Here is a 20,648-nt window from a genome sequence, read left to right as displayed (position 1 = left end):
CCCGGCGTACAGGCCGACTCGTCCGCCGCCTGGCCGTCAGAAGGCCCCGACCTGGCAAAATGCCAGGTCAGGGGCCCTTCAAGAGCGTCATCAGCGTCATCGGATTGCCGTCCGGCTCGGAGTCGTGGCGCCGCTCGTGCCGTACGCGATCGGCCGGAGCAGGGACGGCAAGGGACCTGCCCCACAGCGAGCCGGAATCCAAGCCACGCGGTGCGTTGGCTCCAGTCCTCCCAGTCCTCCCAGTCGAAGAGGGAGAACGATGGTGCGGTCATGTCGGCCCACTTCACATCGCTGGAAAGGTCCCCGCGACCTGCTGACCTCCGACCGGGTCCGACCGGGAGGGCTGGATCTTCCGCCTCCAGGTCCTCGCCGAAGCCGGGGCACGGCTCGAACGGCGACTCCACGCAACCCAGGGCAGGCCGAGATCTCTATCGAGACCGGGGTGGTCCACTCACGCGTGCCCCATTTCCGTGAGCCCCGTCTGCACCAGCGGATTGCCCCGTCGGCGCGAGACGAAGACACCTCGGCCCGGCGGCATCGGCCGAGGCCGGACATTGCCGAGGATGTCGCCCTCCTCCGGGTCGCCGGAGAGCACCACGCCCTGCGCGCCCAGCTCCTTGATCCGCTGTATGAAGGGCTCGTACGAGGAGCGGCTCGCGCCCGCCGTGTTGCGGGCGACGATGAAGCGGATGCCCACATCGCGGGCGAAGGGCAGGAGTTCGGTGAGCGGAGCGAGGGGGTTGCCGGCCGACGTGGAGACGAGGTCGTAGTCGTCGACGATCACGTACACCTTCGGCCCCTGCCACCAGCTGCGCTCCCGCAACTCCTGCGCGGTGATGTCCGGCGAGGGCGTGCGGCGCTTCATCAGGTCCGCGAGCGCCTCCACATGATGGTCCATGGCGTTGGACATCGGGACGTACTCCGCCAGGTGGGAGGGCGGGGCAGCGTCGAGCAGTGACCTGCGGTTGTCGATCACGAACATCTTGCAGCTGTCGCCGTCGTAGCGGTCGGCCAGTTGCTTGATGAGCAGGCGCAGCAGGTTGGACTTGCCGGACTCGCTCTCGCCGAAGACGAGGAAGAACGGGTCCTGTTCGAAGTTGAGGAAGACCGGCTCCAGGGTGTTTTCGTCGAGGGCGAAGGCAAGGCCCTGTTCCGGTGCCGCATGTCCGGCCGGCAGCTGGGCGAGCGGCAATTCGCGGGGCAGCAGGCGGACGGCCGGAGCTCCGGGAGCGGGCCAGTGCCGGGAGACTTCCTTGCTCATGGCGGCGGTGGCCTCGGACAGGTCGGCGTCGGAGTGGCTGCCGTCGATGCGCGGGACCGCGGCCATGAAGTGCAGTCCCTCGGGGGTGATGCCCCGGCCGGGGACGCCTGCCGGCACGTTGGCTGCGGCCTTGCGGTCCAGTTCGGAGTCCATGGTGTCGCCGAGCCGCAGCTCCAGGCGGTTCATGAGCAGGTCCTTGAGGTTGGCCCGGACCTCCATGGCGCGCGAGGCGGTGAGCACCAGGCGAATGCCGTAGCCGAGGCCGCGCGCGGCGATGTCGAGGACCATGGATTCCAGGGCCTCGTACTCCGTACGGAAGTTGCCCCAGCCGTCGATCAGCAGGAAGACGTCGCCCCATGGCTGGTCGGTCACGGAGATCTCGCCGCGCTCGCGCCTGCGGCGGAAGGTCGCGATGGAGTCGATGCCCGCGCTGCGGAAGTACTCCTCCCTGCGGGTGAGGACGCCGTGGACCTCGGCGACAGTGCGGCGCACCCGCTCGGGGTCGAGGCGTGAGGCGACGCCGCCGACATGCGGCAGTCCGGAGAGGGAGGCCATGCCGCCACCGCCGAAGTCCAGGCCGTAGAACTGGACTTCCTGCGGCGTGTGGGTGAGCGCGAAGGAGGAGGCGATGGCACGAAGCAGCGTCGACTTGCCGGACTGCGGGCCGCCGATGATCTGCATATGGCCCGCCGCCCCGGAGAAGTCCCGGTAGAGGGTGTCGCGGCGCTGTTCGTAGGGCTTGTCGACGACGCCGAGGGGGACGACGAGCCGGCCCGCTCCCTCGTAGCCGGGCTGGGTCAGGCCGCGGTTCTGCACACCTGCGAGGCCGGGGAGCAGGTGGTCCAGCGGGGGCGGGTTGTCGAGCGGCGGCAGCCACACCTGATGTGCGGCCGGCCCCTGGCCCTCCAGCCGGCGTACGACGACGTCGAGCACCGTGTCTGCGAGGGCGTCGTCTTCCGCCCGGGACCGTGGGTCCGTTACGAGGGTCCGCGGGTCGGGTTGTCTGTAGTGCACTGGTACGGGGGCAGCGGTGAACGGGACCGTGCGGCGGTCTACCGGCAGCTGCCCGTCGGCCGTTACCGGGCGGTCCGAGGTCGGTCGGTGCGCCCCGGAGACGTAGGCGGCCTTGAAGCGGTCCATCTCGTCGGTCCCGTACTTCAGGTAGCCCGATCCGGGGACGTTCGGCAGGTGGTAGGCGTCCGGGACGCCGAGCGCCGCCCGCGACTCCGCCTCGGAGAACGTGCGCAGGCCGATGCGGTACGAGAGATACGTCTCCAGGCCACGCAGCCGTCCTTCTTCGAGGCGCTGCGAGGCGAGGAGGAGATGGACGCCCAGGGAGCGCCCGATGCGGCCGATCTGCACGAACATCTCGATGAAATCCGGCTTGGCGGTGAGGAGTTCGCTGAACTCGTCGATGACCAGGACCAGGGACGGGATGGGGTCCAGGGCGGCGCCGGCGGAGCGGGCCTTCTCGTAGTCGTGGATGTTGGCGAAGTTTCCCGAACGGCGCAGCAGCTCCTGGCGGCGGTTGAGCTCGCCGCGGATGGAGTCTCCCATGCGGTCCACCAGGGTCAGGTCGTCGGCGAGGTTGGTGATCACCGCGGCTACGTGCGGCATGTCCGCCATGCCGGCGAAGGTGGCGCCGCCCTTGAAGTCGGCGAGGACGAAGTTGAGTGTCTCGGAGGAGTGGGTCACCGCGAGGCCGAGGACGAGGGTGCGCAGGAGTTCGGACTTGCCGGAGCCGGTGGCGCCCACGCAGAGGCCGTGCGGGCCCATCCCCTCCTGGACGGCCTCCTTCAGGTCGAGCATCACCGGGGTGCCGTCCTCACCGACGCCGATGGGGACGCGGAGCCGGTCCGTGCGGGAGCGGGGCCGCCAGGTGCGGGCGACGTCCACGGAGTCGGCATCCCCCAGGTTCAGCAGGTCGGTGAACTCGAGGTTGGCCAGGAGCGGCTCGTCCGAGTCACCGCCCGAGGCCATGTAGAGCGGGGCGAGCTGAAGCGCCAGTGCCTCCGCCGCCTCGTGGCTGAGCCGGTCCGGCGTGCCCTCGTACACGAGCCCCTGACCGGACTCCAGGCGCAGGGTCCCGGGGTGCACGTCGACCGAGAGGTCGCCGAGTGCGCCGGTGATCCTGCCCGGTACGAGCTCGACGACGGTGACGCCCTGCATTCCTTCGGCCGCGGCGAGTGCGGACATCGGGGACAGAGCCGCCCCGTCGAGTACGACGATGATGTGCGGCTGCTCCAGGAGGGGTTGGCCGCTGGGCTGGAAGCGGGGGCGGCCTTCGAGCCGCTCCTGGAGCAGCTCTTCGAGGTCCGAGGTGCTGGTGGTGATGAGCCGGTTGCTGCCGGCGCCGTCGGTGCTCTCGCCCTGGGCGTGCGGCAGCCACTTGGCCCACTCCCACTGGGGCGCGGTGTCCGGGGCGGCGGCGATGCCGAGGACCAGGTCGTCGGGCGAGTGCAGGGACACCAGCGAGGCGACGAGGGCGCGTGCCGAGGCCCGGACGGACTCCTCCTCGCCGCTGACGGTCACGTGGTAAAAGGCGCGCAGCGAGACCGCCAGGGGCAGGCCGTCCATGCTGTCGTGTGCCGTGAGGAACTTCAGCTTCCTGGAAGAAGCGCGTTACCAGGCTCTGGCCGATCATGTGGCGGCCGAGAAGAAGGATGTTGCCTGGAAGCAGAACTGGGGCTACCACGGAGCCGGAACCGTTGCAAGCTTCATTCCGGACGTAGGCCCCCTGGGGGGAGCTCTGGATCGCGAGCTCTACTTGATCTCATACAGGTGGAAAGAGGATGAAGAGGCGCGAATTACGGAGTCGAATCAAAAACAGAACGGCGAGACATTCAAGGTGCGAGAAAATCAGCTGAGAGAAATCGCCAAGATATGGCGTGCAAACAACCCGGACGGACCTGAAGACGTCTACAGCATCACCGAGTAAATCACGGCGTCGGCGGCCAACGGCAATGCGGCAGCCCAAGGGCTCCCCGGCCGGCAGCCGGCGCGCTGATATTGAGGAAGTCTTTCATTATGCAGATTCGCCACAACCAGTCTCGGTCGCGCACCGGCCCGCCATTTGGTTCCATGTGGACTCTCGCTACGATCTCCTGCATAGTAGCCGCGCTTGGGGCCTCCGGCTGCTCCGAGCCTCAGAAGTACGCGGCACCTACGGAGGTTTGCGGAACCAAGATCGACCCAAAACTTCTCTCTCCGCTACTGCCACCAGGCAAAGACTTGAAGGATAACGTCAGTGCTTCCGATTCATCCGGCGAATCCTGCAACCTTGTAGTGACACTGAACGGGGATAGTGGCGGTAGTCAGGTCATTCAGATCAGGCGAGATGTGGTGCCGGGCAACGTCGACCCATTTGAGGTAAATGAGAACGCCCTGATTGGATACGGGAATCCTCGCAAGGCGGACATCGGGAACGATGCGATGGTCGCAGACCAAGGTGCGATCGCTACTCTTGATTGCCCACGCAAAGGTCAGGACATGAAGTTCGTCTTGGAAATGCACCTGTCGGAGAAAACTCCGAAGGACGTTTCAGAGCGCCGCAAGGCCTTGGAACGCTTCATGCGCTCCCACCTGCCGGATGCGCGAAAAGATCAAGGTTGCAGTCGCTGACTCGAGTCGTGCTAGACCCCGACCTCGCTTCGCCGGCCTCGATGGCAGCGGTCCCGGACGCCGACCCCGGCCGTGATCACCGGCTACAAGGCCGCCGGCGACCAACCTGACCTGCAGTCAGAAGCTGTCCAGCGAGGCGCTGGCCGCGGTCCGGGCGCCGGTCGAGCACGGCTTCGCCCACCTGAAGAACTGGCGAGTGCTCGGCAAGGTCCGTACCGACCCGAAGTGGGAGACCATCCTGGTGCGGGCCTGCTGGTCCTGACGAACTGCGAAGTCGCCCGTTGACCGACGACCTTGACGGGAGTCATCCGCCCGCACACCCCAAAGCCCACGCACACCAGACCGTGACCAGCAACTTCACGATGCACGCCGGCCAGTGGGAGGCGGGGAACCCTTCGCCTGCCCTGGCCACGGAGCAGGCGTGGGCCTGGGTGGGAGTCGAATGGCATCTACTCCTGCTCTCTCTCGCCGGAATCGATGCGCGCATAAGGGGATTGGCGCAGGCGTCCCACACGGCAGGGGCAGGGCCGACGCGGTTGTCTGCGCTTTCCGGCGTGAGCCGCCGTACGGTACCGGGCTGGCTTCGGCCGGCACCTTCCTGATCGGTGTTCAGTCGAGGAGGCCACGGCGGCGGGGCTTATTCAGGGCTCCGGCTCGTAGAGGGCCAGGAGCGCGGCTTCGGCGCGGTCCGGCGATTTGATGCTGCGGGCCTCCATCGCCTTCTGGCTGTCGATCTGGGTGCAGCCGCTCGTCGTGGACAGCAGGTTTGGCGTCGAGAGCTGCGCGGCGGCCTTCTTGCCGATGTGGAGCCGCCGCCCACGTCCGGACGTAGGGTCCGGTTGGAGCAGCGACCTGGTGGCGAGCCCATCTCGTCTCGCTTGCGCCACGGCCGCATAACGGTGCCGGGGTCGTCCTGGCTCGGGGATTCCGACACCATGACGCCGTCGTTCTGCGTCCGGTGTCGCCCGGTCTCGGCCCAGCGCTCCAGCATGGACACGATGCCATGGCCGATGCCGTTTTGGTCGACCTTGACGCGTACGGGGTGCGGGGAGTCCAGAGCGTCGGCGAGGCGCTGCGCGGCGTGGATTTCCCCGAGGGTCCTTTCCGCCACGGACAATTGGTTGTCGTTCGCGGCGCCGGCCGAGGCGTGCCGGAAATCGACCCGCGTCGTCGACCACCCGGTACATGGTGAACCCGCCGCCCGGTAGTGCCGCCCCGGGATGCAGACCGGCTTGCCGGACTGCACGGCCGCGATCGCCTCGCGGGCCACCCCGTCCCGGTCGAGCCAGGCGAAATCCGGCAGCCGAATGCCGTGCGTTCCGCCCTCGCCACGCCGGGCAAAACCGGGGTGGAGCACCGTGGTGTGGACACCGGAGCTACGAGCCTCGCAGAACACCGTCTCCGTCGTCGACGTAAGGAAGGCATGGTCGCGGCGTGGGTGGCGCCCTGGGGCTGAGGGAGGAGACCGGCAATGGAGGTGACATTGAGGATGTCGTTGGCGGAAGCGTCGATTGTGTTCGACTCCGCAGCCGTCCGAGCCGTGCCGCTGTAGAAGGCACCGGGATCGCCCGGATGTTCACGTACTCGAGGGCCCCAAGTCCGGATACGGTGCCGACTGGGTGGATCCGCCGGATTGGCGGAAGGGCGTCTTCGGCATCTTCGCGGCGATCGGGAATGCTCTCGACTGGGCGCAGTGGTAGAGGCCGGGTTACCCCTGCTGGTCGGACGCGTAGCATGCTCGCCATGGCACAGAAGGTAATCACCATCTACACGGACGACCTCACAGGCGAAGAAACCTCGGAGGCCGCAACTCACACCATTTCTATCGACGGTGTGACATACGAGATCGATCTGGGTCCCGACAGCTACGACAAGCTCCTTGAGGCCGTCGCTCCTTTCACGAAGGTCGGGCGGCGGACGGGCAAGGCCCGCAAGCCTCGAAACGCCGGCACCAGCAGCAACGAGGACACGGCCGCGATCCGGGCCTGGGCCAAGGAGAACGGCTACAACATCAACGACCGCGGCCGCGTCCCCGCCGACATTCGCGAGGCATACCAAAAGGCCAAGTGACCTTACTTGAATGGACCGGAGGCCCCCTCATGGCGTGCGAGGGGGCCTCTTTGCCTGCCCCGGAGTGTCGGGTGATGCGGCGTATGGGCACAGGCGCCCCGAGCGGCCGACCGCAGCGAGCCCCAGCCGAGAGCCCCAAGGCTGGTGAGGGCCAGCACCATCAGCGTCATGGCGATGCCGAAGACCGCCCCTCCCCGCATGATGCAGCCGGGCATCCGGGCATCCGGGCATCCGAGCACCGTCCCACCGGGCCGGCAGCCCGGCCGCCCTGCCGACGGTGATCGCTGCGAGCGCCGCCGCCAGGACGAGCAGAAGCCTGACGCCATTCTTCTCGGCGTCATAGCGGAGCACATCGGAGGCGACCGGAGCATGCAAAGTCGGGTCCCGACTGCCGGCGTCCGGCCTCGGTTGCCGCTGAAGCTGCCATGAATGTGCAGGCTTTGCACATGAGCGGTCGGGATTCCGCCGCGTCCGTCCCCTGTCCCGACGTGACCGATTGTTCCGCAGACATAGCCCGTCAGAAAGTGGCGGAGGGGGAGTGCGTTCTGCGAGACGCGGGGCTCGGCGGAATCCATGCCGGGCGGCTGGCCTCTTACGTGCTTCTGGGACTGTTCATGCTGAGGCCCTACTGGCGCCGGCGGCGCGGCACGGTCCAGGTCGTCAGCTTGCCGGACACCTACGAATGGCTTCGGGACATGTATGGCGCCACGTTCTCGGCGACCGAGCGAGAGGTGATCCGGCATCTCATCCTTCCTCGGTTTTCCGAGGTCGGCATCGTGCAGTCGATCGAGGGTCAGGACGGCACGGACGGCACCCTTTGTCTGCTCACCTTCAGAGGATTCCTTCTGGCGAAGGCGGGTGGCCCCAGTGCGTTCGACTCTGGCGGTGCGAGGCGGGGAGGGTGAGGGGAATCCACCCTCCCGGCGTCCGGCGGCCTCTCGGCGCTGCTCGGGCGCGGCTGGGGCGGGATGTAGCGCCAACCGCCGCAGCGTCGCCGTCCACTGTGGGGCATGCCGCCGTGACGTGGCGCCCGGGCCCGGCTGCTCCCGTCGGCGGGGGGCCACCCCGCCCGGGGGGTCACCCCCGCCCGACGTACGGCATGTTCGTCGCCATCACCGTCGCGAACTGCACGTTCGCCTCCAGGGGCAGTTGGGCCATGTGGGCGACCGTACGGGCGACGTCCGCCGCGTCCATGACCGGCTCGACCGCCGTCTCGCCGTTCGCCTGGAGGATGCCGGTCTGCATCCGGCCGGTCATCTCGGTCGCGGCGTTGCCGATGTCGATCTGGCCGCAGGCGATCCGGTACGGACGGCCGTCCAGGGAGAGGGACTTGGTCAGGCCCGTCATGGCGTGCTTGGTGGCGGTGTAGGCGATGGAGTGCGGCCGCGGCGCATGGGCGGAGACGGAGCCGTTGTTGATGATCCGGCCGCCCTGCGGGTCCTGCTCCTTCATCGCGCGGAAGGCGGCCTGCGCGCAGAGGAAGGATCCGGTGAGGTTGACGTCGACGACCGCGCGCCAGTCGTCGTACGACAGGTCCTCCAGGGGGCCCGGCCTGCCGAACGTGCCCGCGTTGTTGAACAGCAGGTCCAGGCGGCCGAAGCGCTCGCGGACGGTGGCGAAGAGGGCGTCCACCTCGTCGGGGCGGGTGACGTCGGCAGGCACCGGCACGGCCGTGCGGCCCTCGGTGCGGTGGCCGGACCGCCGGGCCGTCTCGTCGAGGGCCTCCAGGCGCCGGCCTGCCAGGACCACCTGCCAGCCGGCGGCGGCCAGCTCCAGGGCGACCGCGCGCCCGATGCCGGAGCCGGCGCCGGTGACCACCGCCACCCGGCCCTCGGCCGGCGCCGTGCGCGCCCCGTCCCGCTCGTCCGCCGCACCGGCCTCGTTCGTGTTCTGTGCCATGGCGGCAGCGTAGAGGGCGGACGGTGGGGGTCCGGGGCGGGGCCGGCCCCGGGCGGGGTGCCGTGATTGTCCGACGGCGTCCGTTGCGGGCCCAGTCATCACCCAGCTGTCATGCATGCGTCGGGCCACCGCAAGCGGCCCGCCAGCCCCCGCCGCTTGGCTCATCGGTGACAAACCACCGTCAGGGGAGGGGCAGATGACTCAGTACGCCGCGCACCGGCAGACCCCGGCGCACGAGCAGGAAATCCGGGCCGCCGCCGCGCACTTCGGCCGCCGCCGCTTTCTCACCGTCACCGGCGCCGCCGCGGCGCTCGCCTTCGCGACGAACCTGCCGGCCACCGGCGCCGCCCATGCCGCGGAGGCCGACGCCCGGAAGATCAGCGAGAACCCCTTCACCCTGGGCGTCGCCTCCGGCGACCCGCTGCCCGGCTCCGTGGTGCTGTGGACCCGACTCGCCCCGCGCCCGTACGAGCCGGGCAGCGGCATGCCGAACGCCAGGGTCACTGTCCGCTGGGAGGTCGCCTACGACGAGCGGTTCGCCAAGCTCGCGGGGCAGGGCCGCGCCGACGCGCACCCGGAGTTCCACCACGCCGTGCACATCGAGCCCACCGGCCTCGCCCCGGACCGCGTCTACTACTACCGCTTCCGGGCCGGCAACTGGATCAGCCCTGTCGGCCGCACCCGCACCGCGCCCGCCCGCGGCGCCACGATCTCCGACCTCAAGCTCGCCGCGGTCTCCTGCCAGGCCTACCACGACGGCTACTTCACCGCCTACCGGCACCTGGCGGAGGAGGACCTGGACGTCGTCTTCCACCTCGGCGACTACCTCTACGAGTACCCGGTCAGCGCGGTGGGCGGCGCCCGCGGGTACACCGACCGCACGCTGCCCGCGCTCTTCGACCGCGAGACGGTCACGCTGGACGACTACCGGCTGCGCTACGCGCTCTACAAGTCCGACCCGGACCTGCGGGCCGCGCACGCCGCGCACCCCTTCATCGTCACCTGGGACGACCACGAGGTGGAGAACAACTACGCCTCCGACATCAGCGAGGACGACCTCCCGCCCGCCGAGTTCCTCGTCCGCCGGGCCGCGGCCTACCGCGCGTACTGGGAGAACCAGCCGCTTCGCCGCCCGCAGCGGCCCAAGGGCGCGGACGCCCGGCTCTACCGCCGCATCCAGTACGGCCGGCTCGCCCAGTTCGACATCCTCGACACCCGCCAGTACCGCTCCGACCAGGCGTACGGGGACGGCTGGCACGCGCCGGGCCCGGAGTCACAGGACCCCGGGCGGACCCTGACCGGCGCCGCCCAGGAGCGCTGGCTGACCGACGGCTGGCGCGCGTCCACCGCCCGCTGGAACGTCGTGCCCCAGCAGGTCACCTTCTCCGAGCGGCGCGACGCCACCGGCGCGGACTACCGGGTCAGCATGGACGGCTGGGACGGCTATCCGGCCTCCCGCAAGCGGGTGCTGGCGGGCGCCGAGTCGGCCGGGGTGGACAATCTCGTCGTCCTCACCGGCGATGTGCACGTCCACTACGCCTTCGACATCAAGAAGGACTTCGCGGACCCCGCCTCACGCACCGCGGGCGTGGAGTTCGTGACCTCCTCCATCGCCAGCGGCAAGGACGGCGCGGACCGGCCGGCCAACTGGGCCACGTACATGGCCGCCAACCCGCATCTGAAGTTCTACAACGGTCGCCGCGGCTATGTGACCGTCACACTCGGCCAGGACACCGCGCGCGGCGACTACCGGACGGTGTCCGCCGTCACCACCCCCGGGGCGCCGGTGCGCACCGCCGCGTCGTTCGTCACGGAGGCGGGCGACCCCGGGCTCAAGCCCGCCTGAGGGTCCGGGGCCCAGGACCTCGGGTGCCCCCCACTCGTCCGTCAGGCGTAGGACCAACGGAGGGCCGCAGACCCGGCCGGGCGCCGCCGTGTGCGTGTCACCATGGTGCGGACATCACTCACCCATGGAGACGCTCATGACGGAGCCCGGTCCCAGCACGGCCGCATCCCACGACCGACAGGGGATATCCGGGCGGGACGCGGTGGCGGCGCCCCCCGCGCCGTCCGCGTCCCGCCGCACCAGCCTCCTGGTCACCCTCGTCCTGGGCGGCCTCACCGCGGTCCCGCCGCTCTCCATGGACATGTATCTGCCGGCCCTGCCACAGGTCGCCGCCGCCCTGCACAGCCCGGCCGCCACCGTGCAGCTGACCCTCACCACGTGCCTGGCCGGCATGGCCCTGGGCCAGATGATCGTCGGCCCGATGAGCGACAAGTGGGGCCGCCGCCGCCCGCTGCTGGTCGGCATGGTGATCTACGTCCTCGCCACCGCCCTGTGCGTGGTCGCCACCAACGTCGAACTGCTCATCGCCTTCCGCCTGTTGCAGGGCCTGGCCGGTGCGGCCGGCATCGTCATCGCGCGGGCCGTGGTGCGCGATCTGTACGACGGCGTGGCGATGGCACGGTTCTTCTCCACCCTGATGCTGATCTCGGGCGTCGCCCCGGTGGTGGCACCGCTGATCGGCGGCCAGATCCTGCGGTTCACCGCCTGGCGCGGGGTCTTCGTCGTCCTGACCGTCGTCGGCGTCCTGCTCACCCTCCTGGTGTGGCGCACCCTGCACGAGACGCTGCCGCCCGCCCGGCGGCACTCCGGCGGCCTCGGCCAGGCCCTGCGCACCATGCGCGATCTGCTCGCCGACCGGGTGTTCGCCGGCTATCTCCTCGTCGGCGCCTTCGCCTTCGCCGCCCTCTTCGCCTACATCTCCGCCTCGCCGTTCGTCGTCCAGGAGATCTACGGCGCCTCCCCGCAGGTCTTCAGCCTGCTCTTCGGACTCAACTCCGTCGGCTTGGTACTGGCCGGCCAGATCAACGGCAAGGTGCTGGTCGGCCGGGTCGGTATGGACAAGGTGCTGGGCACCGGCCTGGCGCTCGTCGCCGTCGCCGCCACGGCGCTGCTGCTGATGTCCTCCGGGCTCTTCGGCGCGGTGGGCCTGGTGCCGGTGGCCGCCGGACTGTTCGTCCTGATGGCGGCGATGGGCCTGGTCATGCCGACCACCAACACCATGGCCCTGCTGCGCACCCCGCACGCGGCGGGCTCCGCCTCCGCCCTGCTGGGCACCTCGACGTTCCTCCTCGGCTCGATCGCCTCCCCGCTGGTCGGTGTCGCGGGTGAGCGGACGGCCGTACCGATGGCCGTGGTGCAACTCTCATGCGCCGTTCTGGCGCTCGTCAGCTTCCTGGGAATGTGCCGCCCGTGGCAGCGTAGGGGGGAGGACACCGGCGGCACGGCGGGCGAGGGGAGCCGACTCTGAACGCACCGAGACTCCGACACGGCACACCGGCGGGCGCGGGACTCGATCCCGGGTGGACGGAACGGCTCGTCAGCGGTGTGCGCGAACTGCCCGAGGGACGGCCCGCCTGGTGCGCCGGCGCGGTGGTGCTGGCCGGGCGCGGCCCGGTGGTCGCCGCCGAGGCCGCCGCCGGCTGGGCGGTGCGCTACCGCGCCTTTGACCCGGAGCGGGACCGCGGCCTCGATCTGCCGCGCGACCTGTGGGAGCCGATGCGGGTCGGCACGGTCTTCGACCTGGCCTCGCTCAGCAAGCTCTTCACCGCGATCGTCGCGCTGCAGCAGGTGGAGTGCGGCCGCCTGGACCTCGACGACGAGGTCCACACCCACCTCCCCGCCTTCGCCCCGGGCGGTACGATCCGCCAGCTGCTCACCCACACCTCGGGCCTGAGCCCCGAGCTGCCCTTCCACGACCGCACGGGCCGCGCCGCACAGCTCGAGCTGCTCTGGGCCCAGGCGGCGGCCCCGGCCGGCCCGCCCGGTGGCGCGCGCCGCTACTCCGACCTCAACTTCATCACCCTCCAACTCGTCCTGGAGTCCGTCACCGGCCACCGGCTGGACGCCCTCGTACGGGAGGGCATCACCCGCCCGCTGGACATGGTCAGCACCTCCTACGGGCCGCTGGCGCCGCCGGGTGTGGCGGCGACCGAGGACCAGCGGCGGCCGTGGGGCAAGGCGGACCGGGGGATGCTGCGCGGCGTGGTGCACGACGAGAACGCCTGGGCGCTGGGCGGCGTCGCGGGACACGCGGGCCTCTTCGCCACCGCGCAGGACCTGGCCGTACTGTGCCGGGCGCTCCTCAACGGCGGCGCCTACGGCACCGCCCGCATCCTGGGGGCGGAGGCGGTGGCCGCCCTGCTCGATCCGCCCGGCCTCGGCTTCGGCGTCGACCAGCCGTACTTCATGGGGGAGTTGGCGGGCCGCGGGGCGGCCGGACACACCGGGTTCACCGGCACCAGCCTGGTCCTGGACCGCGCCACCGACACGTTCCTGGTGCTGCTGGCCAACACCGTCCACCCGCGGCGCACCGGCGGCGACAGCGCCCCCCGCGCGCGGGCCGCAACGTGTCTGGCCCGTGCGGTCACCGACCGAGCGGACCGGGGTGGGCCGGCCGCCCCGTAAACTTGGCCGAATGCACGAGGAACTGCGCGCCGCTCTGGCCGGCCTGCTCGACGGCCTGCCGCCCAAGCAGGCCGCGCAGGCCGTGGACCGGCTGATCGCCAACTACCGGGGCACCACCCCCACCGATGCCCCGGTGCTGCGGGACCGCGCCGATGTCGCCGCGTACGCCGCCTACCGGATGCCCGCGACCTTCGAGGCCGCGCGGGCCGCGCTGAGCGCGTTCGCCGCCCGGATGCCCGACTGGTCACCGGTCACCCATGTCGACATCGGTGGCGGCACCGGCGCCGCCACCTGGGCCGCCGCGGCCGTCTGGGAGGACCACCACAGCACGGTCCTGGACTGGGCGCAGCCGGCTCTCGAGCTCGGCCGCGAACTGGCCGCCGCCACCCTGCCGGACACCCGGTGGCAGCGGCAGGTGATCGGCGAGGGCCTGACCGTCCCGGACGGCACCGACCTGGTGACCGTCTCCTACGTCCTGGGCGAGCTGCGTCCCGAGGCCCGCCGGGCCGTGGTCCAGGCCGCGGCCACCGCCCGGTCCGTCGTCCTGGTGGAGCCGGGCACCCCCGAGGGCTATCTCCGCATCCGCGAGGCCCGCGACCAGCTCGTCGCGGCCGGTCTGAGGGTCGTGGCGCCCTGCCCGCACAGCGACACCTGCCCGATCGTCCCCGGTACGGACTGGTGCCACTTCTCGGCCCGGGTCAGCCGCTCCTCGCTGCACCGCCAGGTCAAGGGGGGCTCCCTGGCGTACGAGGACGAGAAGTTCAGCTATGTCGCGGCCACCACCCTGGACGCCGCCGCGACGGAGCCGACGGCTCGGATCATCCGCAAGCCCCAACTGCGCAAGGGACAGGTCCTGTTGGACCTGTGCACCGAGGGGGAGGGGCTGCGGCGGGCCACCGTCACCAAGCGGCACGGCGCCGACTACCGTGCCGCCCGGGACGCGTCCTGGGGCGACGAATGGGCCTGACCGGCCCGCTGCCGCCGGGCGTCCCCGCCCCTCCCGGGGTCCGCGCAGCAGCGCGCGGGACGGGCGCGGGTATCGCCCACTGAGGGCGTGCCGCCTGCGTTGCCCCGCTCAGGGCTCCGTTCCGCCGCCATGGATCTCCCGTGCGGGACGGTCCGCCTCGCGCGAGATCGGGCAGGCAGCGAGGCGATGGCCTCGTCAGGTCCATTCGAGACGATACGTCTCGCCTTGTGCCCTCGATAGGCTCGGCCACATGGCCGACAGGGCAGTCCCCGACATCTCCCGCCGCAGCGAGCGCTCCCGTCGTGCGATCTTCGATGCCGCCCTGACGCTGGTCGGCGAGCTCGGCTACACCAGGCTCACGATCGAAGGCATCGCCTCCCGCGCCGGGGTCGGCAAGCAGACGATCTACCGCTGGTGGCCGTCCAAGGCCGCCGTCCTCCTGGACGCCTTCACGGCCGGAGCGGACGAGGGTCGCGAAGAGGCACTCCCGGACACCGGCGATCTCGCGGCCGACCTGAAGTGCGTACTGCGGGCGACCGCCGACGAGTTCAACGACCCCGCGTTCCAGGCCCCCTACCGCGCCCTCGCGGCGGCCGGCGCCGCCGACGAGGAGCTCGCCCGCGCCTTCACCGCCCGCCTGCTGGAGCCCGGCATCCGCGGCTACGTCGACCGGATCCGCGCCGCCCAGGAGTCCGGCGAGGTGGCCGCCGACATCGACCCCCGGATCGCCGCCGAGCTGGTGCTGAGTCCCTTCTCACAGCGCTGGCTGATGCGTAGCGGCGAACTGACCTACGACTACGTCGACACCCTGGTCGACCTGGCATTGCGCGGTCTGCGGGTGCGCGGCTGACCGGACCGGCGGAATGCCCCGATGGAGCCGATTGCCGGTTTTCGCCCCCCATTCGTTCACCCCGGATCCGTACACCGGTCACCCGAGGCGCAGGATGGTGGCAGCATTGATCCCAGACCACCGCTCGAAGTGAGGGGATAGATGGACCGCAAGAGCAGGTTCTCCCAGTGGCTGCGCCGCCCGAAGAGCGGAGGGGACGGCGGCGATACGGACACGGGACCGGCGGCCGCGCGCAGCCGCGAGGACCTGCTGCTGGCGGCGGCCGACGCGGGTTTCCCGGTGGCCCCGGCGGCGCACCCCTCGGGCTACGGCTGTTCCTGCGAGCGCATCGGCTGTCCGACCCCCGGTCGACATCCGGTCTCCTTCGGCTGGCAGACCGTCGCCACCACCGACCGCGACAAGGTCGCCGCCTGGGTCCGCACCCTGCCGCAGGCCAACTTCATCACCGCCACCGGCATCGCCCACGACGTGCTGGACGTCCCCGTCGAGGCGGGCCGCAGCGCACTGGGCCGGTTGGATGCGGCGGGCGTCGACGTCGGGCCGGTCACCCTCAGCGGCGCCGGATTCGGCGACGGCCGGATGCTGTTCTTCACCGCCACTCGCGGCACCCCGGACGACGAGGACGAGTGGTGGCCCTGCGAGCTGGACTGCCACCCCGAAACCCTGGACGAGCACCCCGGACTGCGCTGGCACTGCCGCGGCAGCTACGTCCTGCTGCCGCCTTCGACACTGCCCGGCGAACAGCCCGCGGTCAGCTGGCTGCGCGGCCCCGAGCTGCCGCTCCCCGACCCGCTGACGCTGCTGGAGTCGCTCACCGACGCCTGCGCCGCGTTCATCGAAGGCGCCCCCGACCACGAGACGGCGGCCTGGCCGATCGGCCGCTGACCGGCCCCGCCGGCTCCCGTCCTGCCGGGCGCCGGACGAGCCGTACGACGATCCGCACGACGAAGGGGCCGCCGGAGAACCGACGGCCCTGCGTACCGCTCCCGCCTACAGCGGCTTCGCCGAGGTGATGGCGTCGAGCCGGTTGAGGATCTCGATCCGGCCGCCGGCGTCCTCGGCCGGCACCTTGGCCGCCTGGCCCGAGACCGAGGTGAAGGCCATCCGGTTGGTCTTCTTGGCCGGGCCCTGCATGACCCCCCGCAGCCGGTCGGGCAGGTGGATCGTCAGCCCCGTGGACAGTGTCTGCTGCTGGTGGTAGTAGGTCGAGAAGAACACCAGCGCGCCGCCGTCCTCGGTGCGCAGCGCGAACGCCGGGTAGTCGGAGGGCTGGTCCTGGACCTGGATCCGCGAGCCCACCCCGTTGGCCTGCTTGGCCCGGTCCCGCCGCCAGGCGTCGGTGTCCGCGCCGGGCGCGAAGGCGCCACCCCTGCCGGTCGTGAGGTAGTCCGCGTACGTCTTGCTCAGCTTGCCCGGTGCCACCTTCAGCCCCGAAGCGGCACTCACGGGCACCGCCTCGGCGAACTTCCCGTCCCTCTTGAGCTGGGGCGCCGTGTTGTTCTTGAACGTCGCCAGATGCACCGCGCGCCACTGCTCGTCGATGCCGTCCCGGCTGAACACCAGGAACCAGCGGAGGAGCGCACCGGTGCGGGGGTCCTTGCGGTTGGTCAGCCCGTCCGCGACGAACGACTTCGGCCAGCCCGCCTGCTCGGGCACCGTGAAGTGGGTGTCCTTGAACGTCAGCGGCGTGTAGCCGGGGTTGCCCCGCGGCCGCATGCCGTGGGCCGATTTGACCTTTGCCTGGTCGATGGCCAGCAGCGCGCCCGCCTCGTAGGAGGCGTTGAGCTTGGGATCGAGCGTGCGGTAGGTCTTGTTGAAGCCGTCGGTGAAGTGCCGGAGCGCCTTGGCGCCCTCAGCCTTCGTCACCGCCGGCAGCATCTCCCGCTCGCCGTGCACCGTCATGCACCCGCTCAGTATCACCATCGCCGCCGCTGCCGACGTCAGTGTTGCGGGCACCCGGAACGGCGACCTGCGTGTCATGGGGCTCGGGCTCCTTCGGGGCGACCGGGGCGGACTCGGCGTCCGCCGGGGTGGCACGATTCGGCGCAACCCTACCGGGGGCGAAGAAGAGCGCGAGGGTCGGGATCAGATACAGAGCCCACACCGTGACCTGAACAACCGTCGGATCCGGCTGGAAGTTGAAGATGCCCTTCAGCAGTGTGCCGTACCAGCTGTCGACCGGGATCTGCGCGCTGATGTCGAAGGCCTGGCTGCCCAGGCCCGGCAGCAGTGCCGCCTCCTGCAGGTCGTGGAAGCCGTACGCCAGCACGCCCGCCGCGACGACGACGAGCATGCCGCCGGTCCAGGTGAAGAACTTCGCGAGGTTGATCCGCACCGCACCGCGGTAGAACAGCCAGCCCAGGACCACGGCCGTCAGCAGGCCCAGCAGCGCCCCGATCAGCGGCCGTACGCCGTCGTGGGCGGACTGTGCGGCCGTCCAGATGAACAGCGCGGTCTCCAGGCCCTCACGGCCCACCGACAGGAACGCGGTGACCACCAGTGCGACGGTGCCCATCCGGAGCGCCGCGTCCAGCCTCCCGTGCAGCTCCCGCTTCAGATGCCGCGCGGTGCGCCGCATCCAGAAGACCATCCACGTCACCAGGCACACCGCGATGATCGACAGCGAGCCGCCGAGCGCCTCCTGCGCCTGGAACGTCAGCGTCTGCGAACCGAACTGGAGCGCCGCGCCGAACGCGAACGACAGCACCACGGCGAGCGCGATGCCGAGCCAGACCGGCCGCAGCGCCTCCCGCCGGCCGGTCTTGACCAGATAGGCGATGAGGATGCAGACGACGAGGCTGGCTTCCAGGCCCTCGCGCAGACCGATCAGGTAGTTGCCGAACACGTCGGTTCCTCCCCTTCCTTCGTTGTGGTGACAGCGTCGGACGCGTCAGGCGAACAGTCCCCGGCCCCACCAGTCGTCCGCGTCCCGGACTCCCGGAGGGACCGCGAACAGCGCCGAACCCACGTGCTGGATGTATTCGTTGAGGGCGTCGCTCGACGCCAGTCGCTTCTGGAGCGGGACGAAGCCGTGCCGGACGTCGCGCTGGTAGGCGAGGAAGAACAGCCCCGCCTCCAGCCGCCCGAGGCCGTCCGTACCGTCGGTGAAGGAGTAGCCGCGGCGCAGGATCCGCACGCCGCCGTTGGAGTCCGGGTGCGCGAGGCGGACATGGGCCGTCGGGAGCATCGACTTCAGATGGGGGGCGTCCCGCTCGTGCTTCTTCCCGGCGGGTGCGCCCTCTCCCTTGTTCCGCCCGAAGACGTCCTCCTGTTCCTTGAGCGAGGTGCGGTCCCAGGTCTCGATGTGCATGCGTATCCGGCGCGCGACGAGGTACGAACCGCCGGCCATCCAGGCGGCGTCGTCCTTGGCTTCCTTCTCGCCGACCCACACATGCGCGTCCAGCGCCGCGTCGTCGGTGCCCGCGATGTTGTGGGTGCCGTCCTTGAAGCCGAACATATTGCGCGGGGTCTGCGCGTCCGGCGTCGTCGAGGACGTCTTGCCGAAGCCCAGCTGCGACCAGCGGATCGCGACCTTGCCGAAGCCGATACGGGCCAGGTTGCGGATCGCGTGCACCGCGACCTGGGGGTCGTCCGCGCACGCCTGGATGCACAGATCGCCGCCGCTGCGGGCCTTGTCGAGGTTGTCGCCGGGGAACTTCGGCAGGTCTATCAGCGCCTGCGGACGCCGCGCCTTGAGGCCGAAGCGGTCCTTGCCGTCCTTCTCGAACAGCGACGGGCCGACGCCGAAGGTCAGGGTGAGCCGGGACGGCGGCAGGCCCAGTGCCTCACCGGTGTCGTCCGGCGGCGCCTCGGCGAGCCCGCCGACGGCGCCGTCGCCGACCGCGTCGCCCGCGGTCATCCGCGCCGCCGCCTTCGTCCACTCCTTCAGCAGCGCGATCAGCTCGGCGCGGTCCTCGGTGGTGACGTCGAACGACGCGAAGTGCAGCCGGTCCTGGACCGCGGTGGCGACCCCGGCCTGGTGCCTGCCGTGGAAGGCGACGGCCGCGCCCGCGGTGGCGTCCGCGCCGGCCGGCCGGGCGTCGTCGCCGGTACGCAGCGCCGCTGCCGTACCGCCGGCGGCGACCGCACCGAGCGCCAGCCCGGCGCCGCCCCAGCCCAGCAGCGACCGCCGCGAGGGCGTGCGGCCGGCCGGCGCGTCGTGCGTCCGGTCGTGCGTCTCGTCGTGCGCCATGGAAGGACCCCCTGACCCGTCGTTCATGCCCGGACTACTTGGCTTCGGCGGCCGCGGCGGCCAACTTCGACAGCGGCTCGGCCAGCGCGTTGACGCCGTCCGAAAGCTTCTTGCGCTCGGTCTTGCCGACCGTGTCGTACGCGGCGAAGCCGTCGGCGGACTTGCCGTCGCGGTGCTCGTCGAGCTGCGCCAGGATCGCCGTGAACTGTTTGTCCAGCTCCTTGGCCAGCGCCGGGTCGTTCTTGGCGACGACCGGCTTCAGCAGCTCGTACGCCTTGCGGGCGCCTTCGACGTTGGCGTGGAAGTCGATCAGGTCGGTGTGGCTGTAGCGCTCTTCCTCACCGGTGACCTTGCCGGTGGCCACCTCGTCGAGCAGCTCCTTGGCACCGTTGGCCATGCTGGTCGGGGTGATGACGGCCTTGCCGACCCGCTTCTGCCAGTCCTTGAGGTCGCGCATCAGCTGCCCGGCGAGCTTCTTGTCGTCCGCGGAGATCTTCTTCTTCTCCCACAGGGACTGCTCCAGCTTGTGCCAGCCGGTCCACTTCTGGCCGTCGGTCAGCCCGTCCGCGCGCACATCCACCCTGGGGTCGATGTCACCGAACGACTCGGCCACCGGCTCGGTCCGCTCCCAGCCCACCCGCGAGAGGGCGTAGGTCTTCTTCGCGGCCTCGACGTCGCCCTTCGCCACCGCGTCGGCGAACTTCTGCGCCGCGGGGAGGGTCCGGTCGGCCTGCTCCTGGGTGTACTTGCGGTACGCGGCAACCGCGGCGTCCAGCTTCGGATTCCGCTCGGCCGCCGTGCCCTTGCCGCTCACGGTCACCTTCTGGCGGATGCCGTCGCCCTTCATGCCGGGCTTGCACGCCACCTCGTAGGAACCCGGCTTGATCTCCGCGGTGATCTCCGTCTTGGTGCCGGGCCCGATGTTCTCCCGCTCGGTCACGATCCGGTCGCCCGGGGCGTAGACGTAGACTTCGGTGATCTTGGAGCCCTTGTTCTGCACGGCGAAGCGCACATGGCCGGCCGGGAACTCCTTGGCCGAGAGCGTGCACGCGCTGTCGGTCGCGGTCACCTCGACCACGCCCTTGCCGCCGGTGCCCTTGCCGTCACTCTTCTCGGCGCAGCCGGTGACGGCGGTCAGGGCCGCGGCCACGGCTATGGCGGCGACGACGGCGGAGCGGTGGGCTCGCATGCGGACTCCAGGCGGTTTTCGGTGCTGCGGAAACGGGGGACGGACGGGGGGCGGCCACTAAGGCAGCCCTAAGTTATCTGAGGCTTACCTGCTCCCGTGCACCCTGTCCAGTGATCCCGCTCTCACCG

At 70.7% G+C, this 20,648-nt stretch carries 16 protein-coding genes and 2 pseudogenes; 10 read left to right on the top strand and 8 right to left on the bottom strand.

Annotated features, from left to right (window positions below; all coding sequences use genetic code 11):
* Positions 1-76: 76 nt before the first annotated feature.
* Positions 77-293 (bottom strand): annotated as a pseudogene (locus ACGFML_RS32095) (hypothetical protein); the annotation flags it as partial.
* Between the two features lie 158 nt (positions 294-451).
* A pseudogene (gene eccCb / locus ACGFML_RS32090) lies at positions 452-3,841 on the bottom strand (type VII secretion protein EccCb); the annotation flags it as partial.
* 10 nt (positions 3,842-3,851) lie between these two features.
* On the opposite strand from eccCb, the gene ACGFML_RS32085 reads away from it, so the two are divergent.
* Together ACGFML_RS32085 and ACGFML_RS32080 are read left to right on the top strand one after the other, a co-directional pair.
* Entirely contained in the window at positions 3,852-4,199 is a 348-nt protein-coding gene (locus tag ACGFML_RS32085; protein WP_393549149.1) for a hypothetical protein, read from the top strand.
* A 293-nt stretch (positions 4,200-4,492) separates the two neighbouring features.
* Positions 4,493-4,882, top strand: a complete 390-nt coding sequence (locus tag ACGFML_RS32080; protein WP_393549148.1) for a hypothetical protein — start codon at positions 4,493-4,495, stop codon at positions 4,880-4,882.
* Positions 4,883-5,523: 641 nt separating this feature from the next.
* Here ACGFML_RS32080 and ACGFML_RS32075 read toward each other — a convergent pair.
* Positions 5,524-5,769: a hypothetical protein gene (locus ACGFML_RS32075; RefSeq protein ID WP_393549147.1), complete on the bottom strand. Its 246-nt coding sequence runs from the start codon at positions 5,767-5,769 to the stop codon at positions 5,524-5,526.
* A gap of 856 nt (positions 5,770-6,625) precedes the next feature.
* Between ACGFML_RS32075 and ACGFML_RS32070 the strand changes: the two genes are divergently transcribed.
* Positions 6,626-6,952: an Lsr2 family protein gene (locus ACGFML_RS32070; protein WP_393549146.1), complete on the top strand. Its 327-nt coding sequence runs from the start codon at positions 6,626-6,628 to the stop codon at positions 6,950-6,952.
* A gap of 425 nt (positions 6,953-7,377) precedes the next feature.
* Complete coding sequence (locus tag ACGFML_RS32065) at positions 7,378-7,857, top strand: hypothetical protein (protein WP_393549145.1); 480 nt, start codon at positions 7,378-7,380, stop codon at positions 7,855-7,857.
* 172 nt (positions 7,858-8,029) lie between these two features.
* Here the strand turns inward: ACGFML_RS32065 and ACGFML_RS32060 are convergent, their stop codons facing one another.
* Entirely contained in the window at positions 8,030-8,851 is an 822-nt protein-coding gene (locus ACGFML_RS32060; RefSeq protein ID WP_393549144.1) for an SDR family oxidoreductase, read from the bottom strand.
* Between the two features lie 196 nt (positions 8,852-9,047).
* Here ACGFML_RS32060 and ACGFML_RS32055 point away from each other — a divergent pair, with 196 nt between their 5' ends.
* From ACGFML_RS32055 to ACGFML_RS32030, 6 genes are all read left to right on the top strand, one after another.
* Positions 9,048-10,697, top strand: a complete 1,650-nt coding sequence (locus tag ACGFML_RS32055) for an alkaline phosphatase D family protein (protein ID WP_393549143.1) — start codon at positions 9,048-9,050, stop codon at positions 10,695-10,697.
* 136 nt (positions 10,698-10,833) lie between these two features.
* Positions 10,834-12,165, top strand: a complete 1,332-nt coding sequence (locus tag ACGFML_RS32050; protein ID WP_393549142.1) for a multidrug effflux MFS transporter — start codon at positions 10,834-10,836, stop codon at positions 12,163-12,165.
* Positions 12,166-12,242: 77 nt separating this feature from the next.
* Entirely contained in the window at positions 12,243-13,322 is a 1,080-nt protein-coding gene (locus tag ACGFML_RS32045) for a serine hydrolase domain-containing protein (protein ID WP_393549141.1), read from the top strand.
* 10 nt (positions 13,323-13,332) lie between these two features.
* Positions 13,333-14,289 (top strand): small ribosomal subunit Rsm22 family protein, encoded by a 957-nt coding sequence (locus tag ACGFML_RS32040; protein WP_393549140.1) that lies wholly within the window; start codon positions 13,333-13,335, stop codon positions 14,287-14,289.
* A 250-nt stretch (positions 14,290-14,539) separates the two neighbouring features.
* Positions 14,540-15,139, top strand: a complete 600-nt coding sequence (locus tag ACGFML_RS32035; RefSeq protein WP_393549139.1) for a TetR/AcrR family transcriptional regulator — start codon at positions 14,540-14,542, stop codon at positions 15,137-15,139.
* Positions 15,140-15,280: 141 nt separating this feature from the next.
* Positions 15,281-16,024: a bifunctional DNA primase/polymerase gene (locus ACGFML_RS32030; RefSeq protein WP_393549138.1), complete on the top strand. Its 744-nt coding sequence runs from the start codon at positions 15,281-15,283 to the stop codon at positions 16,022-16,024.
* 105 nt (positions 16,025-16,129) lie between these two features.
* Here the strand turns inward: ACGFML_RS32030 and ACGFML_RS32025 are convergent, their stop codons facing one another.
* The 4 genes from ACGFML_RS32025 to efeO are packed head-to-tail and all read right to left on the bottom strand — an operon-like array spanning position 16,130 to position 20,520.
* Positions 16,130-17,005, bottom strand: coding sequence for a hypothetical protein (locus tag ACGFML_RS32025; protein WP_393549137.1), 876 nt, complete (start codon positions 17,003-17,005; stop codon positions 16,130-16,132).
* A complete protein-coding gene (gene efeU, locus ACGFML_RS32020; protein WP_393549136.1) occupies positions 16,992-17,984 on the bottom strand; it encodes an iron uptake transporter permease EfeU in 993 nt (330 codons plus the stop codon). Before efeU ends, ACGFML_RS32025 begins: the two co-directional genes overlap by 14 nt.
* 45 nt (positions 17,985-18,029) lie before the next feature.
* A complete protein-coding gene (gene efeB / locus ACGFML_RS32015; RefSeq protein WP_393549135.1) occupies positions 18,030-19,331 on the bottom strand; it encodes an iron uptake transporter deferrochelatase/peroxidase subunit in 1,302 nt (433 codons plus the stop codon).
* 34 nt (positions 19,332-19,365) lie between these two features.
* On the bottom strand, positions 19,366-20,520 hold the full coding sequence (efeO, locus tag ACGFML_RS32010) for an iron uptake system protein EfeO (RefSeq protein WP_393549134.1): 1,155 nt from the start codon (positions 20,518-20,520) through the stop codon (positions 19,366-19,368).
* Positions 20,521-20,648: the final 128 nt, after the last annotated feature.

The sequence above is a fragment of the Streptomyces sp. NPDC048650 genome, from assembly GCF_043199095.1.
In the GTDB taxonomy this organism is placed as follows: domain Bacteria; phylum Actinomycetota; class Actinomycetes; order Streptomycetales; family Streptomycetaceae; genus Streptomyces.
The sequence above is the reverse complement of the archived record's forward strand: the minus strand, read 5'-3'. Positions and strand labels throughout refer to the sequence as shown.

What these genes read in the sequence shown, in the direction of transcription:
- ACGFML_RS32070 (WP_393549146.1), top strand. Translation starts at nt 6,626, where the DNA reads ATGGCACAGAAGGTAATCACCATCTACACGGACGACCTCACAGGCGAA.
- ACGFML_RS32065 (WP_393549145.1), top strand. Translation starts at nt 7,378, where the DNA reads ATGAATGTGCAGGCTTTGCACATGAGCGGTCGGGATTCCGCCGCGTCC.
- ACGFML_RS32060 (WP_393549144.1), bottom strand. Translation starts at nt 8,851, where the DNA reads ATGGCACAGAACACGAACGAGGCCGGTGCGGCGGACGAGCGGGACGGG.
- ACGFML_RS32055 (WP_393549143.1), top strand. Translation starts at nt 9,048, where the DNA reads ATGACTCAGTACGCCGCGCACCGGCAGACCCCGGCGCACGAGCAGGAA.
- ACGFML_RS32050 (WP_393549142.1), top strand. Translation starts at nt 10,834, where the DNA reads ATGACGGAGCCCGGTCCCAGCACGGCCGCATCCCACGACCGACAGGGG.
- ACGFML_RS32040 (WP_393549140.1), top strand. Translation starts at nt 13,333, where the DNA reads ATGCACGAGGAACTGCGCGCCGCTCTGGCCGGCCTGCTCGACGGCCTG.
- ACGFML_RS32035 (WP_393549139.1), top strand. Translation starts at nt 14,540, where the DNA reads ATGGCCGACAGGGCAGTCCCCGACATCTCCCGCCGCAGCGAGCGCTCC.
- ACGFML_RS32030 (WP_393549138.1), top strand. Translation starts at nt 15,281, where the DNA reads ATGGACCGCAAGAGCAGGTTCTCCCAGTGGCTGCGCCGCCCGAAGAGC.
- efeB (WP_393549135.1), bottom strand. Translation starts at nt 19,331, where the DNA reads ATGGCGCACGACGAGACGCACGACCGGACGCACGACGCGCCGGCCGGC.
- efeO (WP_393549134.1), bottom strand. Translation starts at nt 20,520, where the DNA reads ATGCGAGCCCACCGCTCCGCCGTCGTCGCCGCCATAGCCGTGGCCGCG.